Here is a 16009-nt window from a genome sequence, read left to right as displayed (position 1 = left end):
TAAAAATACCCCTTTTCGAGGGGTATTTTTATTATAGACTAATTAGAAAGTTTTAGCATCGGAAATAATCTCCTTATATCATCATCGGTAGGTCTTGATCCGTACTCACAGATTTCGAAAAATTCGGCATGTTTTACATTAGCTGCATAATTCTTACCATACCATTTTTCCAATGAAGTTCTTGCTTCTGCCGAGATAGGTACAGCTCTGGTTTTAGCCAACCATGCTTTTCTTTCTGCATCACTCTTAGGCACTTGGTCTAAATAGCCTCCTATCCAGGGTAACCATTCGTATACCTGTGAAACATGGGCATCAAGCGCATAGATTTTCTGCTCATAAACAGCAGATATATCAACCACTACATCTGGTCTAAATGGATTTGGTCTTTGAAAATTGTCATGAAAATACATGAAAACAGGGTTCTTTTTCAAAGGTGGGGTATCAGCTGCTACGTTAGGCACGCCTACCATATAGGCTGCATCTTGTACCAAAATACCTGTATATCTATGATCAGGGTGATAATCGTTCGGTCTCGGGGCAATTACTACATCTGCTCCCCACTCTCTGATTTTACGGATAATCTGCAATCTGACATTCAGATTTGGTAGCAACTCTCCATCATGATTATCTAATACATCATATTCTACACCAAATCTTTTGCCTGCTTCTTTGGCTTCGGCAAATCTTCTTTTGGCTAACATACCACCTCCCTCACTCTGATGTCCGGCATCACCATTAGTTACTGCCACAAATTTGACAGCATGGCCCATTTTTGAAAATAAGATACCTATTCCCCCTGCATCTAAATCGCAGTCGTCGGGATGGGCGCCAATCATAATAATTCTGAGGGATTTCTGTGTTTGGCTATACGCCATGGAACTTACCAGCAGAAAGGCTAGTAAAAATATACGTTTGAACATAAGTAGGTTGTTTAAAGGTTGAAATTGTTTAATAACTGATAAAAATATAATATTTTCGCATGGTTTACAATCTATTCAATCGACAAAATACACAGGCACTTATGAATACTATGCGTTCTTTTTTCTTCATACTATTTTTACTCTGTATTGGCATAACAACAAAGGCGCAACAGAACTCTGATACTGGCAAATTAACAGTTCTGAAAACAGCTGATTTTGAAGTAGATGGTAAAGCTACAAATACTAATTGGGCTAAAACCAATTGGGTGTCCTTGCCACAGCGCAGAAAGGATGGAAAAGTTTATGCAACGGATGCCAAAGTATTGTATTCAGATTCAGGAGTATATTTCCTGTTTCATTGTCAGGATTCCTTGATTACTTCTACTATGAAAGAAGATTTTGCTAATTTGTATTTAGAAGATGTGGTAGAAGTATTTCTCTGGACAGACGAAAGCATGCCTATTTATTTTGAATACGAGTTATCGCCTTATAATTATGAGTTGCCGATTCTGGTGCCTAATATGAAAGGTACATTTTTAGGTTGGCGCCCATGGCATTATGAAGGAGACAGAAAAACCCGCCATGCGGCCTATATTGAAACTAAAAACAATGCTATAGTAGGTTGGAATGCGGAGTTTTTTATTCCTTATACCCTATTGAAGCCTCTGAACAACGTCCCACCCAAAAAAGGAACACAGTGGAGAGCCAATATGTATCGGATAGATTACGACAAGAAGAGTTCGGCGTGGTCGTGGCAACTGACAAGAACTAATTTTCATGATTTTGAGAAGTTTGGTACTTTTATTTTTGACTGACAGCTAAATTCATCAATGCCTCTGCACGATAGTCAGGTCTTTCATCCGATTATCAGATAGTGTTATTTGTTTTCCTGAAAAATCTTTTACATTTGCCCAAAATAGAACGTAACGATGACTTTACAACAACTTTTTCAGCGAATTGGCGAAAACCCGAGTTTCTTGCTTTTCTACTTCCTGATTATTCCTGTAGCAGCCATTGTAGCAGGCTTTTTAGGCAAAGGTGAGGGACATCTTTCTCCCTGGAAATACCTTTATGCCGCTCTTATTTATCTGGTAAGTGTACCGGGTATTTTTGCAGTTGCTCTTAATATCTACTTTTTCCTGTTCCAAAAGGGAGATGTGATGCAGACCGACGTATATATGCAGATTCTGCCTATTGTCGTGATGCTTATTACTATATTCCTTATCCGTAGAAATGTTAATCTGGCACTTATACCAGGCTTTGATAAGATTTCGGGTTTATGGTTTATGCTCTTTGCCACTATGTTTCTGATGTGGTTGTTAGAGAAAATACATATTGTTGTTTTTTCATATCTACCTTTCCAATATCTGTTGGGGATTTTTGTAGTGCTTTTTGTTCTGATTTATATAGGTTGGCGACGCTTTGTAGCCAAGTAAGATTTTGCCTCACGCTTTTATATGAGAAGCGTAAGGCTTTAAACTTTTGCTAGTCAATACCAGTTAAATCATTGTTTTTAGCAACATAAACTGCTTATGGGAAAACCTGACTTTCAACAAGCGCTTAAAGACAATGATAAACCTGCTTCATCCAGTAAAGTACTTCTGCTATTGGCCATAAATCTTATTGGTATAGGTATTATCTTTATTTTGCCTAAAAACGTTTCTTTTATCCAATTTAAGATACAAAGTTTTTATAATACCAAAGCACGTTTAGGTAACGACTTGGATAGTGCTGCCCGATATAATCTTATCTATGCTAAAGAATGTGCCATTATCAATTTACTGGATTCAGTGATGAAAGAAGATGATATTTTTCTCTTACCTCCACAATATTATCTGGTAGAAAATGCATATAACCCCAAAAACCATATAGACCCTTACACCTGGACATATCCCAGTAAATTCAAGAATCTTGCGATGAATAAAGTGCGTTTTGTGGAAATTACTTATCCTGATTCTTTATTACAAAAAGCCACACATACATTTCTGGCCACTAGAAAAAAAGGGTTTCAACTGGTCAACTTAAATGACTCCTCTGTAGCACAAAAAGAAGCAATTATTAAGAAATTGAAGGTCTATCAGCCTTTTGGCTTTTTTATACCTCAAACAGCGGTTGATTATCTAAAACAGAAAAATAAGAAACCATGGAAACCCTAGCCATTCTGTCACATATCATTACCGGAGCAGGGTTATTGAGTATCTTCCGGCTAAAAAGGCATCTGGTTGCTTTTGTCGCATTGGCTCTTTTGTTAGGTATTGCTATCGCTTCATTTATTCCTTTTTTCTTAGAATTCGTCCATATTAACATCAATAAGATTTCCGTTTTAAGTGGGTTAATGGTATCAGTAGTGATAGGTGTCACTGGTTGTATAATCAATAGAAACTTTCTGGTAGAATTAGTTAGGATTGACAATCTGAAAATTAGACTTTATGAGATTCCTTTCTTCCTAATTACAGCTTATTTTATGTATATCAGTATTTGGAAATGTTACTTCTATCCAAATATTCCTTTTGATACCATTGTTGGGCCAGAATTGATAGCAAAAGCTACTTTTTATGAGGGTACGCTCCAAAATAGTATTTATACTGATTTCCTTACCAAAACTTATCCTCTAAGCAATCAGCCCTATTATGCGCCCTTTATTATGCTGATGCAGCTTATTTATCTATGTTTGGGCTCATTATTTGGCAAGGTCTGGCTCTCGTGTATGGTATTGGCGTTTTTCTTATACTTTTATTTCGAACTCAGCTATTACATCCACCCCATACTGGCAGGTTGGCTGCTGATATTCCTATGGTTTATGCCAGAACTCTATTCTTATACCTATTTAGTACAGACTGATTATCCGAACGCTATATTTCTCTTTATTGCTTTTACCTGCCTATACCGGTATTATTTGGATGAAATACCTAAGCAAGCCGATTTCTGGCTATCAAGTATATTTTTTGCCTTTGCCTGCTGGACTCGCACCGAAACCATTCTTTTCCTACCTGTAGTATTATTGTTTTTACACAGACAAAAATTCATTCAAAATGCCATAGCTTATAGTATTTTCCCTGTAGTTTTATTCATTAGTTGGAATTACCTCTTCGTAGGCATCATGGTACCGAAAGCTATTCCTTTAGGCAAAATTCTTCTTGATTTTAATCATTATTTCTCTCGGGGTTGGACAACTCTGGTTGGTACACACAAGATTATGTTTGACATAGCTTACTGGAACTATAGCTTTATTCTGTTTTTTATACTTCTGCTCATCAACATTGGCTTATACAGAACCAGAACCGAACTGCTCAAACTAAGCTGGGTAATGGGTATGCACATTATCTTTATGCTCATTGTACTACATATTGAAGGCGCCAACATCCCTTTTACTTTCAGACGAGGGTTCTTCAAAATTATCTTTCTCACCTTGTTTTATGCAGGTACTAGTCAATTGTTGATTAATATTTCGAGGTGGATTGAACGAATGGTGGGCGCTAGATAAACCTTAATCAGTTACCAAAAAACCTAATGAAGCATCAGATATAGGCTCTGATACACTTCTTGGGTCAGGCTTTAATTCAACTTTTCGCATCGACTCTATATTTATTGAATAGAATCCGAAATCTTCAACCACTTTGCCACTCAGATAATATATCCCTGAGCCCCGGAGCGGATGTTTTTCTAAAGAATAAGGAAAATGGACAGTATCAAAAAACTTACCTGCTAAATCATAGAAGTAACCAAAACCCATCAATTGTCCATTTTTTGTTCTTATAGATTTCCATGTTACCAGATAACCATATAAGCCTATCTCCTTATCAAACATTTCATGCAGATTATCTGAGGTGGGGGTATTTTCCAACGGTTCTGCGCATAGTTCAAATGGTGAACTAATCGTAAAATCCAGAAACTCAATCTCATCATAGATATCTTCCAGGGGGTCAAATGATAAAGTCGGCAGGTTTGTCTCGGGTTCCAGATATTCAAATAAGGCTTCCTTATAGACCGAGGGTTTATAATTGTTATGCAGCAATAAATGTGCTTCCCATAATAATTCTTTCTTCGACACTCCAAAACTTCTGAAAGCCCCTAGTCTGATTAATACAATGAGTTGCTCCAATCCTACCTCAACACGATGAGCAAAATCAGAAAATGACACAAATCGGCCATTTTTCTGTCTTTCATGCATGACCCTTTCTACAATTTTTACTTCAAGGCTCTTGACATGTACCCAACCGAGCCAGATGGTTTTTCCTTTAATGCGGGTCAGAAACTGGCTTTCGTTAATATCGGGCACTTCGATTATAGCCCCCGAACGCCTGGCTTCATGTATATAAAATTCGGTTCGGTAAAATCCTCCGAAATTATTGATAACTGCCGTAATAAATTCCAAAGGGAAGTATGTTTTCAAAAAAAGACTCTGATAACTCTCTACTGCATAAGAGGCCGAATGAGCCTTAGAAAAACTATACCCCGCAAAGCTTTCCACTTGCCGCCATACCTCTTTTGCCAGTTCGTCGCTATATCCTTTAGCTTTACAATTGATAAACCATTTGCCTACTATTTTTTCAAACTCCATCCTCGCCCTATATTTACCCGACATGGCACGCCTGAGCATATCAGATTCTCCCAAAGTCATACCGGCAAACCCATTTGCTACTTTTATTACATCTTCCTGGTAAATCATTACCCCATACGTATCTTCTAATAATTCTTTCATTTTTGGATGCAGATAGTCAATATTATATGGATTATGGTGTCGCTCTATATAGGCTTTCATCATACCGCTACTTGCTACGCCGGGCCGTATGATAGAGCTAGCCGCCACTAATGTCAGATAATTATCACACCTGAGCTTCCACATTAACTGCCTCATAGCCGGAGACTCCACGTAAAAACAGCCCATAGTTTCATTGCTTTGTAGCTTTTTCCGTACGTTCTCATCTTCCTTGAACTTTTCTACCTGATGGATGTCAATATTAATCCCGTGATTTTCGCGTACTATATCAACTGCCATTTTTATATGCCCTAAGCCTCGTTGAGAGAGTATATCGAATTTCGAAAAGCCTATTTCCTCGGCTATATACATATCCCACTGGCATATCGGAAAACCCTTGGGCATAGGCTGCAAGGCCGTATAATTATATAATGATTCCTCTGAAACAAGAATACCTCCCGCATGGATTGATAAATTCTGAGGAAAATCGTCCATTAGGGGAGCATATTTCAGAATATATCTCATATACTCATTCTCCTGTGCCTTATCGGGGTATCTCAGATAGGTGTCTACTTCTGTTTTGGGTAAGCCGAATACTTTCGCAAGCTCCCGTATAGCCGAGTTGCGCTGAAAAGTATTATAAGTAGCCAACAGACAGACATGCTCCTTACCATATCTTTTAAAAAAATACTCAATAATTTCATTGCGTTCATCCCAGCTGAAATCTATGTCAAAATCAGGGGGTGAAGTTCTTTCCGGATTGATAAATCTTTCGAAAAACAGGTTTAACTCAATCGGGTCAACATCTGTAATACCCATACAGTAAGCCACAATTGAATTAGCTCCGGACCCTCTGCCTACATGAAAATAACCCCTGTTTTTTGCATAATTAATAATATCCCAGGTCATGAGGAAATACGCCTCAAAATTCATCCTTTTTATAATATCCAGTTCATTTTCTATCCGCCTGAGAACTTCCTTATCAGATATGTCGTATCTTTTAACTGCCCCATCCAATGTAAGTTTACGGAGCAAAGCAGCATCAGTTTCTTTACTATCGGTAAATACTCGCTTGTTCTTATCAGTCTTAGCATTAAACTCAAAATTACATGCGTTCATCACCGACTCTGTATTTCTTAAGAAAAACTGACAATTGCTGAATTTTTTAAGTAGAACAGGCATATCAAAAAACACCTCATCAGGACAGGCCTCTTGGCTTTTAGACAATTTGCTTAATAAGACATTTTTGCCAATGGCTCTCAGCAAACGGTGTAAATTATAAGTAAGTTTATCATGAAAAGTGACCGACTGCATCACCAAAACTTTCTGAATAGCGGCATGTTTCTGATATTTAAAAAGCTTGGTTATTTCCCAGAACCGTACTCCGATGTACTCGTGTGCATCAAGGGTTGGGTTTGATTCGAAATGATTAACAGAATAAATAGTAAAGCTATTTTTAAATGGTGGCGCTTTTTGCGGAAATGGCTTGCCAGAATCTAGATAGCCGGATAAAAACTTATTGATTTCATACAGTCCTTTCTGTTTTTTTGCCAATGCAATGTATTTCAAATCATCACCGTTTCTGAACTCCACACCAACAATAGGTGTTATGTCGGCATTTTTACATTCCTTTATAAAGTCAAATATGCCTGATACATTATTAATATCTGTAAGAGCGAGCCTCTTGCATCCGGCAACTTTAGCTTTTGCAACCAGATCTTTTATACTAAGTGTCCCGTAATTGAGACTAAAATAACTGTGGCAGTTTAGATACATTATAGTATAGATTTGGATATTAAGTAATTATTGAGTCAATGCTAAGTGCTTCGCTTTAACGATAGAAGGTTTACTTACCTGCATGCCATTAGCCCTACCAATTATTTTTTCGCCGTGCTTATGTTTTACTTTATCCATGGCCTGATGCAAGGCGGCAAACTTGGAGGAGTTATCGAACAGGTTTATCTGAGAGTAGCCTTGTACCAGTTTGCTCAGGCGCACACCTATCAATCTGATGAGCAATCGCTTATCGTACAGATTATCAAATAAATCCATTACCTTTTCAATAATTATCTGGTCATCAGAAGTATAAAAGACATGCGTTTGGCGTGTATAGGTATCAAAATTTGAGTAGCGGATTTTTACAGTAATAGTGCCGGCACATTTTACCTGGTGCCGCAAATCAAAAGTCAGACTTTCTACCATGAAAACTAAAATTGATTTAAGCTTGACGGTATCCGTAGTGTCTTTGTCGAAAGTCATTTCTTTTGAAAATGACTTCTGGTCATGGTAAGGCACGATAGGTGTATCGTCAATACCATTAGCCCGCTCCCAGAATAATTTTCCGTGCTTACCAAATACTGCTTCCAATAATTTTACGGGCATTGCTGCCAGCGTGCCAATGTTCTGTATACCCATTGTGCGCAGTGTTTTGGCCGTAGTATTACCAATCATGGGAAGCTTATTAATGGTCAGAGGTTTCAGAAACATACTTTCATAGCCTGTCAGCACCTGCATTTTTCCGTTAGGTTTTGCTTCATTGGTAGCCACTTTGCTGACGGTCTTACTAGTACTAAGACCAAAGGTGATATTAAGCTTCGTTTCTTTAGCAATTCTTGTTTTAATTTCTTTGGCCCATTTATAGCAACCAAAGAATTTCTCCATGCCTGTAAAATCACAGTAGAACTCATCTATACTGGCTTTTTCCAGTACAGGTACCGATTCGCTTATAATTTCGGTAACAGCATCCGAAAACTCCGTGTATGAGTGGTGGTCACCTCTCACAAATATGGCATCGGGGCATAAGCGTTTCGCTAATTGTGAAGACATAGCAGAGTGCACACCAAATTGGCGGGCTTCGTAGCTGGCAGAGGCTACTACACCTCGTTCGCTCGAGCCTCCCACAACAACAGGTTTACCAATAAGTGAGGGATTTTTCAGTCTTTCGACGGATACAAAAAAGGAATCAAGGTCATAGTGAACTATGGCTTTTTCCATGGGCGTATTCATATGTGGATAAATATTTATTGGGATTCTGCAATAAATGTATGTACATTTTGTGTAGTATTGTCTCAACAAATTGTGTAGTTTATGGAAAATCAATTAGTGAATCAGCTAAAAATAGCCAGAAACATCAAATTACTAAGGCTTGGCCGGGGGCTTACTCAAGAGCAACTGGCCGATGCACTTGTTATTCCGAGTACTCGTTATGCCAATTATGAGCAAGGTACGAGGGCGATTCCTATCGATACACTATCCGCTATCTCCTCCTATTTTCATATTGCTTTAGATGCCCTGGTGAAGTCAGACTTAAGCAAGGTTGATTTAAAAGGTTTAATGAAAGTAGGCGGAAACCGATTGTTGTTCCCGATTCTGATTAAAGACGATGGAAAGTTTGAAAGCATTGAAGTAGTACCTGTCAAAGCTTCGGCAGGATACTTAAGTGGTTATGCTGACCCCGAATTTATAGAGACGCTTCCCAAGGCGTCTTTGCCGTTTATAGGCATCGGCACACACAGAGGTTTCCCGCTTACAGGAGATTCCATGCTACCCATACCCGACGGCTCTATTATTATAGGGAAATTTGTAGAAGAAATAGCTGATATAAAAAACGGCCGAACATATATCGTCGTTTCAACCACAGGCATTGTCTATAAGCGCGTGTATATAAAAGCAGAGGAGAATATATTGTCGCTGGTTTCTGACAATAAAATTTATAGTGCTTATGAAATGCCTTTTGAAAACATAATTGAATTATGGGAGTTTAGATGTTTTATCAGTACTAAAGAGTATTCAGCCGATGAATATTCTTTAGAAAATCTCTTTCAGCATATGCATGGTATTACCAGAGGAATTGAAGAACTCAAACAGAAGATTATTGGATAAGCTAAATTTTGAAAATTTGATTCAGATATATCTCCCAGATAGCAAAAAGGGTACTTACATTAAATGACAAGTACCCTTTTATTATTTCTTAAAAAGGAATCAATCCACAAACTCAATGGTATTTACGCCAAACAGTGGTTTGCCTTCTGCTTTCGGATTTTTGAATACAAAATAAATATTTTGTACGCCTGCCACATCAACCTTGATTTTTAGCGGGTTCATATTTGCCTCCTGTACGTCAGCAATACCTACTACAGTTCCGGTTGGTGAGCCTAATCTTACTTCCATAGTTCCACCTACAGTCGTACCTTGTTGCGAGAATGCACCAATGATAATAGTCTTAATACCTGTCAGGTCAATATCTTTGAAAGCTATGTAGCTGTCGTTCTCAGAAGCTATAGCTAACTCACCTCCCAATTGTTCAACATTAAATTTCGCTACGCCTTTCGATTCGTCGTAAGTAACGGCTTTAATCTTAGGGCTACGTAAAGCTAAAGATTGAGAAGTACTCAACGGGCCGATTACCTTTCCACCTTTGTCGGTATAAGTAGCCTGAATGATATAAGCTCCCTCTTTTTTACCTTTATGTGCCGAAGCTTCATAAGCCCCTGTAACCGGTTGAGAAGCTTTGCGGGTATCGTTCAATGAAAGAATGTAATCAACCATATCTCTTGCCTCTGACATCGGTATCTGCGGGTGAGCAGCCATGGCTTGTTCGCCCCATACACCACCACCACCTTTGATAACTTTCTCAGCTAACTGGTTGATAGCCGTTTGTCCACGACGGTATTTCTTCGCTACGTCCATATAAGCAGGTCCGATAGATTTTTTATCTATAGCATGACAGGCTTTACAGTCGCTTAAATCAATCAGACGTTTACCTGCGGCAAAGTTCATGTTTTCTTTATGTCCTTGCTCCAACATGGTTTTGTCGTATCCTTCCAGATAGTTGATATTTACCACTACATCTTCAGGATCGATACCTTTAGCTAAAGTACCGTCTTCTTTATCGGTTACTTTTACATCATAATTGATTTTATCTCTATCGAAGAAGAAAGTCTTGTTACCTTTCACAGAGATGTTTACGGTAGGCAGAGCATTTCCTACTTTAACTATAGTACTTTGCGATGATTTGTTTCCGGCTGCATCTGTTACGGTCAATACCACATTATATTCACCTGGTTTGGTAAAGGTAAATTTCGGATTTGGTTGTGTATTTACAGGCAAGCCTTTGCCAAAATTCCATGAGTATTTCATGGCATCTTTGTCATAATCTAAAGTTCCGGCAGATGAGAAAGCTACTGCCAATGGCGCAGCCCCTGCTTTTTTATCAGCTGCCAGGGCAATTACAGGTTTTCTGTTACCCGGATTGTATTCAATCACCGATAAAGTAGCATCTTCATTTTGAGCAAACCAGTTCATACCATAATCCAGCACAAACAAACGACCATCTTTAGAGAAAGCCATGTCCATCGGGTGTGCAAATTTAGTGCCTGGCATAAAACGCTCCATTCCCTGGTAATTACCTTCTTTATCCATACTTACCAGATAAATCCAGTCGCGCATCCACTCGTAAGCAAAGAATTTACCATCAAAATAACTTGGGAAACGCTTAGGATTCTTAGTATAATCTTCTGAATAATACACTGGGCCGGCCATCGGATTCGCTCCCCCCTTACCAAATTCAGGATACAGTTTCGATACGCCATATCCGTAGTAAAGCCACGCTTTAGTAGCAGGCATCAATTCTCTTAAACCTGTGTTATTTGGCGAATCATTGATAGGTTTTGCGGCATCATATTTCTCACCTGATTCTTTTTTAGCAAAATCATAGTGATTATAAGCGAAGTTATCGCCAGTGAAGATAGGCCAGCCAAAGAAGCCCGGTTTACGTGCCTGGTTAAATTCCACAATACCGTCAGGACCACGTTTAGGATCAGCTTTTCCGGCATCCGGGCCTACATCACCCCAGTATAAGTAACCATTACGCTTGTCAACCGCAATTCTGTAAGGGTTACGCATACCCATCGCATAGATTTCCGGACGCGTTTTTTCTGTTCCAGCCGGATATAAGTTACCTTCAGGAATAGTATAAGTACCATTATCCTGTGGTTTGATTCTCAATACTTTTCCGCGTAAATCGTTGGTATTACCTGATGAACGAAGCGCATCCCAACCTTCACGACCCGGCCCGAAATCGATTGGTGCAAAGCCTTCAGAAGCAAACGGGTTGGTATCATCACCAGTTGAAAGGAAAAGATTTCCTTTACCATCCCAGTCAATTGAACCACCTGTATGGCAACATTCATCACGTTTTACATACACACGCAATAATACTTTTTCTGACGACATCACAATCGTATCTTTCTTATCATCATACTCAAATCTTGCCAGGAAGTTATCTTTCGTTACTTCGCGGGTTTCATCTGGTGTATAGTATAAATAAATCCAGTGGTTTTTCTCGTAATTCGGGTCAGCACCGATACCCATTAAACCATATTCAAATTTGGTATATACAGGCATTTGTCCGGCTACTTTCACTTTTTTGGTAGTTGGATTCCAGACTTTCAGAGCACCCTTACGCTCTACAAACAATACTTTACCATTAGGTAAAACTGTTAATTCTGTTGGCTCATTCAGGTTGCTTGCCAGAGTAATACGCTCAAAACGATTTTCCTCCGGTGCACGTACTGAACGGGCTTTAGTATAATCCAGTTTGGTAGCCATTGCCCATTTCAAACCCTGCCAGAAATGCTCTGTAATCAATGGTTCGCTGAAAGTTTCAGGCGTATGACCATAGTTTGAATAAAAAGCTTTACCACCATCAAACTCATGGTACCATGCCATTGGGTGGAACTCGCCCATTTTACCCATTTCGTAGCTGCTTTCGTCTACTCTTACAATAAACTTCAGAATGTCTTTTTTCAAAGATTTGAAATCATAAAACTCGTCGGTTTTTTCAAAAGTATCAGGAAAATGTGCCGAAGCGGGGAAAGTTTTATCAAGGGTAATCATTTTACCTTTCTGCACGTTTGACACTCTACCACCCGGGTGGCTGGCAAAATATCCGCCCATTAAATCGTTGTACCAAGGCCAGTTATATTCGGTATCAGAAGCCGCGTGGATACCTACATAGCCACCGCCTGCCTGAATATAGCGTTCGAAATCAGCCTGCTGCGCCGGATTCAATACGTCTCCAGTAGTACTTAAAAATACAACAGCAGCATAATTTTTCAGATTGGCTTCATTAAACTTTGAGGCATCGGTAGTGGTATCAACACCAATAGCTTGTTTTCTACCTAATTCGATAAAAAACTGATTGCCCTCTTTGATAGAATTGTGGTGAAAACCTTTGGTTAAAGAAAAAACTAATATTCTTCTTTGTTGTGCAAATGTGCTTGCAGTGGCAAAGAAGAGTAATAAAATAAGGATAGGATTAAACTGTCTTTTCATTAGATTAATGAATATTTTGTATAAAAAACAAAGGTAATTAAAAAGCGAGCAATAAGTGTCACCCAGACATTAAAAAGTATTTTTTTAAGATTATATAGGAGAATTTATCGAATAATGTCTCTTAATTATCCAAAAAATATTGAGAAAAAATTAGATAATAAAGACGATATTTAAAAAGGTTCCTACCATATAGGGAACCTTTTCCAATTCTCCCTGAGTGGGCGTTACTCTGACCATTTTTCGGTCATAGAGGTCGTCAAACAAAAAGGTAGTCACCGTAGCGTCTACCTTTTCTGATGCCATCTAAGTGAAATTATTGATGTTAGCTTCCAAAAGGTTCCCACCATATTGGTAACCTTTTCTGAACTGGTAACCTTTTCCGATTCCGCTTGATTGGCTGGTAGTTTGACACATTCCCAAACTACCTGTCCAGGTCTATAATCAGTTATACCTCTTCCATCTAAATTGGCTTTCTTGTTCTTTTCTTCACCCATTGTGACAATTGTTCTATGGATTTTAATTTAATAAATTTCCGACTTAGGATTGTCTTATCAAAGAGTTTGGGGCGATTTTCGGTAAAATCAAACTGTTGGACAAAAATTATCACTTCCCAGCCATCAATACATAAGTCTTCCCAGCCTGCGTGGGTAAATCATAAACAATAGTCTCCTTAATAAAACTGGCATCTACATTGGCTTTGGGGGATACCAATGGCTCCTTGATAGCCGCTATCTGGAAGAATGGGTTTGAGTTCTTTCCATTGGCTTTTTTCATAGGTACATTGGTTTTTAACGAATGGCTCACGCGCAAGCGACAGTTCCCTCCTATCTTAGATTTAATGATTAACTCTGTTATTCTGCCGTTTTTCCAGGCCATTTTTACAATCTCAAAACCGCCTCTGGCTTTTAAACCACTTACACTACCCTCAGTCCATCTATCGGGCAATGCAGGTAATAACTGAATAGCGCCATCATGACTTTGCATCAGCATTTCGGCAATTCCGGCGGTGCAGCCGAAGTTGCCATCAATCTGGAATGGCGGGTGTGCATCAAATAGATTATCGTAAGTACCTCCTCCCTGTCGACCAGGTACTTCGGCAGGTGATAACTGGTCGGTAATCAGTTTATAGGCCCGATTCCCATCTAACAACCTTGCCCACCAGTTCACTTTCCAACCCATCGACCAACCTGTTGAGACATCACCTCTGTAAATCAAAGAAGTGCGGGCTGCCGCAAATAAATCAGGATGCTGATAAGGCGAAACCTGATTCGATGGGAATAGTCCGTATAAGTGTGAAATATGGCGATGCTGGTCTTTTGGGTCATCCAGGTCTTCCATCCACTCCTGCAACTGATTGTGTTGTCCTATCTGCATCGGAGGTATTTGCTGCAATTTAGTCTTAATCTGATTGGCAAAATCGGCATCAATTTTCAGCACTTTTGCGGCAGTGATAGCATTGGAAAATACATCAAATACCAACTGATTATCCATAGTAGCACCTGCCGCAATAGAAGACTTCGGACGACCCGCAGGTGAATTTTCAGGTGAACTACTTGGGGTTACTACCAGCCATTGGTGTATAGGTTCAGGCACCAGAAAATCATGATAAAATGTAGCAATGCCTTTCAGAATCGGATAATATTTTTGTAAAAAGGCTTTATCCCCACTATACAAATAATGTTGCCATACATGTTGGCTCAACCATGCCCCACCCATCGGCCACATGCCCCAGAAAGCCCCATCTACTGCGCCATTAATCCGCCATAAGTCGGTATTATGATGCGCCACCCAGCCATTGGTATTGTACATCGTTCGGGCAGTTTCAACACCTGTTTCTGATAATTCCCTCACCATATCGAATAATGGCTCGTGCATTTCAGTCAGATTGGTAAGCTCAGCAGGCCAGTAATTCATCTCGGTATTGATATTAATAGTATATTTACTATCCCAGGGTGGATTAACCCTATCGTTCCAGATGCCTTGCAAATTGGCAGGCTGTCCACCAGGACGAGAAGAAGAAATCAATAAATAACGCCCAAACTGAAAATACAGTGATACAAAACTCGGGTCCTCCCCTTGCGCAAAGGCTTTCAGGCGCTCGTCAGTTGGCAATTTAGCCGCCTCGGTTGTACCCAAATCTAATTTTACCCGTTTGAAAAAACCCTGATATTCTTTTATATGATTATTGAATAAAGTGCCATAAGGCATTTTTTCAGTTCTGGCTATATAATCTTCGGCTCTTTTATTTTCGTCTCCACTCACATCGTGGTAATTCACGAAATTGGTAGCAATAGATACTAATAGTGTTACGGCTGAAGCATTATCAATGGTAATACTGGTATCCCCTCTGGTGGTTCGCCCGTCATTAGGTAGTATTTTGGTGATAGTTCTGAAGCGTACTTCACCTTTCACACCCTCATGATCTTTCCCCATACCCGATAGTGATAATTGATTACGCAGGGTAGTGACTGCCGTTTTAAAAGGGCTATTCATTGACAAGGTAAAAGACAAACTCTTCGGCTTATTGGCATTCAGGCGAATGACCATTACCTGGTCAGGAATCGAGATAAAAGTAGTGCGGGTATATTTCACACCATTAGCCTGATAAGTTGTGGTTTGAATGGCCTGCTCAATGTCCAATTCCCTGCGATAATTAGTATAATTTTCATGGTTCTGAAAATCCAATTGAATATTGCCAATGGGCAAAAACATCTGTCCATGATTCTTTTTAGCGATGATATGCTTCTGCGCTAAATCCTGTGCTTCCTGACTTTTTCCCTCAAAAATCAATTGTCGGATAGCAGATAAATTAGCTGAAGCCTCCGGATTATCATTTCTACTCGGCCCCCCTGACCAGAAAGACGACTCATTCATTTGCAGGGTTTCGTGAGCTACATTCCCATAGACCATGGCCCCTACCCGTCCGTTGCCTAAGGGTAAAGCATTCGTCCATTTACTATTAGCAGGTTGTTTATACCAGAGTTTAAGATTGGTTTGCTGGGCTCGTACAGCCGTAGAAAACACCAGAAAAAGGAAGATTATTCTGTGCATACAG

The 16009-nt window shown here is 39.3% G+C and carries 11 protein-coding genes; 5 read left to right on the top strand and 6 right to left on the bottom strand.

Annotated features, from left to right (window positions below):
- Positions 1-38 precede the first annotated feature (38 nt).
- A complete protein-coding gene (locus D0T08_RS23890; RefSeq protein WP_116985270.1) occupies positions 39-920 on the bottom strand; it encodes a PIG-L deacetylase family protein in 882 nt (293 codons plus the stop codon).
- A 59-nt stretch (positions 921-979) separates the two neighbouring features.
- On the opposite strand from D0T08_RS23890, the gene D0T08_RS23885 reads away from it, so the two are divergent.
- From D0T08_RS23885 to D0T08_RS23870, 4 genes are all read left to right on the top strand, one after another.
- Positions 980-1735 carry a carbohydrate-binding family 9-like protein gene (locus D0T08_RS23885; protein WP_229239040.1) on the top strand — a complete coding sequence of 252 codons (756 nt, stop codon included), beginning with the start codon at positions 980-982 and terminating at the stop codon, positions 1733-1735.
- Between the two features lie 114 nt (positions 1736-1849).
- On the top strand, positions 1850-2356 hold the full coding sequence (locus D0T08_RS23880) for a hypothetical protein (RefSeq protein ID WP_116985269.1): 507 nt from the start codon (positions 1850-1852) through the stop codon (positions 2354-2356).
- A gap of 96 nt (positions 2357-2452) precedes the next feature.
- The gene (locus tag D0T08_RS23875; protein ID WP_116985268.1) at positions 2453-3076 is read left to right on the top strand and encodes a hypothetical protein; all 624 of its coding nucleotides are present in this window, start codon (positions 2453-2455) and stop codon (positions 3074-3076) included.
- On the top strand, positions 3064-4404 hold the full coding sequence (locus D0T08_RS23870; RefSeq protein ID WP_116985267.1) for a hypothetical protein: 1341 nt from the start codon (positions 3064-3066) through the stop codon (positions 4402-4404). Before D0T08_RS23875 ends, D0T08_RS23870 begins: the two co-directional genes overlap by 13 nt.
- Positions 4405-4407: 3 nt before the next feature.
- On the opposite strand, the gene D0T08_RS23865 is transcribed toward D0T08_RS23870, so the two are convergent.
- The gene (locus tag D0T08_RS23865) at positions 4408-7395 is read right to left on the bottom strand and encodes a DNA polymerase III subunit alpha (RefSeq protein WP_116985266.1); all 2988 of its coding nucleotides are present in this window, start codon (positions 7393-7395) and stop codon (positions 4408-4410) included.
- 27 nt (positions 7396-7422) lie between these two features.
- Positions 7423-8613 carry a DNA polymerase IV gene (gene dinB, locus D0T08_RS23860; protein WP_116985305.1) on the bottom strand — a complete coding sequence of 397 codons (1191 nt, stop codon included), beginning with the start codon at positions 8611-8613 and terminating at the stop codon, positions 7423-7425.
- A gap of 93 nt (positions 8614-8706) precedes the next feature.
- Here dinB and D0T08_RS23855 point away from each other — a divergent pair, with 93 nt between their 5' ends.
- Positions 8707-9501: a LexA family transcriptional regulator gene (locus D0T08_RS23855; RefSeq protein WP_229239039.1), complete on the top strand. Its 795-nt coding sequence runs from the start codon at positions 8707-8709 to the stop codon at positions 9499-9501.
- Between the two features lie 99 nt (positions 9502-9600).
- Here D0T08_RS23855 and D0T08_RS23850 read toward each other — a convergent pair whose 3' ends face one another.
- From D0T08_RS23850 to D0T08_RS23840, 3 genes are all read right to left on the bottom strand, one after another.
- Complete coding sequence (locus tag D0T08_RS23850) at positions 9601-12954, bottom strand: ThuA domain-containing protein (protein WP_116985265.1); 3354 nt, start codon at positions 12952-12954, stop codon at positions 9601-9603.
- Positions 12955-13104: 150 nt separating this feature from the next.
- Positions 13105-13257: a hypothetical protein gene (locus D0T08_RS27665; RefSeq protein WP_158561339.1), complete on the bottom strand. Its 153-nt coding sequence runs from the start codon at positions 13255-13257 to the stop codon at positions 13105-13107.
- 300 nt (positions 13258-13557) lie between these two features.
- Positions 13558-16005 (bottom strand): glycosyl hydrolase family 95 catalytic domain-containing protein, encoded by a 2448-nt coding sequence (locus D0T08_RS23840; RefSeq protein ID WP_116985263.1) that lies wholly within the window; start codon positions 16003-16005, stop codon positions 13558-13560.
- Positions 16006-16009 lie beyond the last annotated feature (4 nt).

It is taken from the genome of Emticicia sp. C21 (assembly GCF_003418935.1).
GTDB lineage: Bacteria > Bacteroidota > Bacteroidia > Cytophagales > Spirosomataceae > Emticicia.
This window is presented reverse-complemented; position numbering and strand designations above follow the sequence as displayed.

Excerpts from the sequence above, each read along its gene's own strand:
- D0T08_RS23885 (WP_229239040.1), top strand. The coding sequence starts at position 980 with ATGGTTTACAATCTATTCAATCGACAAAATACACAGGCACTTATGAAT.
- D0T08_RS23870 (WP_116985267.1), top strand. The coding sequence starts at position 3,064 with ATGGAAACCCTAGCCATTCTGTCACATATCATTACCGGAGCAGGGTTA.
- D0T08_RS23880 (WP_116985269.1), top strand. The coding sequence starts at position 1,850 with ATGACTTTACAACAACTTTTTCAGCGAATTGGCGAAAACCCGAGTTTC.
- D0T08_RS23850 (WP_116985265.1), bottom strand. The coding sequence starts at position 12,954 with ATGAAAAGACAGTTTAATCCTATCCTTATTTTATTACTCTTCTTTGCC.
- D0T08_RS23875 (WP_116985268.1), top strand. The coding sequence starts at position 2,453 with ATGGGAAAACCTGACTTTCAACAAGCGCTTAAAGACAATGATAAACCT.
- D0T08_RS23855 (WP_229239039.1), top strand. The coding sequence starts at position 8,707 with ATGGAAAATCAATTAGTGAATCAGCTAAAAATAGCCAGAAACATCAAA.
- D0T08_RS23840 (WP_116985263.1), bottom strand. The coding sequence starts at position 16,005 with ATGCACAGAATAATCTTCCTTTTTCTGGTGTTTTCTACGGCTGTACGA.
- D0T08_RS27665 (WP_158561339.1), bottom strand. The coding sequence starts at position 13,257 with ATGGCATCAGAAAAGGTAGACGCTACGGTGACTACCTTTTTGTTTGAC.
- D0T08_RS23865 (WP_116985266.1), bottom strand. The coding sequence starts at position 7,395 with ATGTATCTAAACTGCCACAGTTATTTTAGTCTCAATTACGGGACACTT.
- D0T08_RS23890 (WP_116985270.1), bottom strand. The coding sequence starts at position 920 with ATGTTCAAACGTATATTTTTACTAGCCTTTCTGCTGGTAAGTTCCATG.
- dinB (WP_116985305.1), bottom strand. The coding sequence starts at position 8,613 with ATGGAAAAAGCCATAGTTCACTATGACCTTGATTCCTTTTTTGTATCC.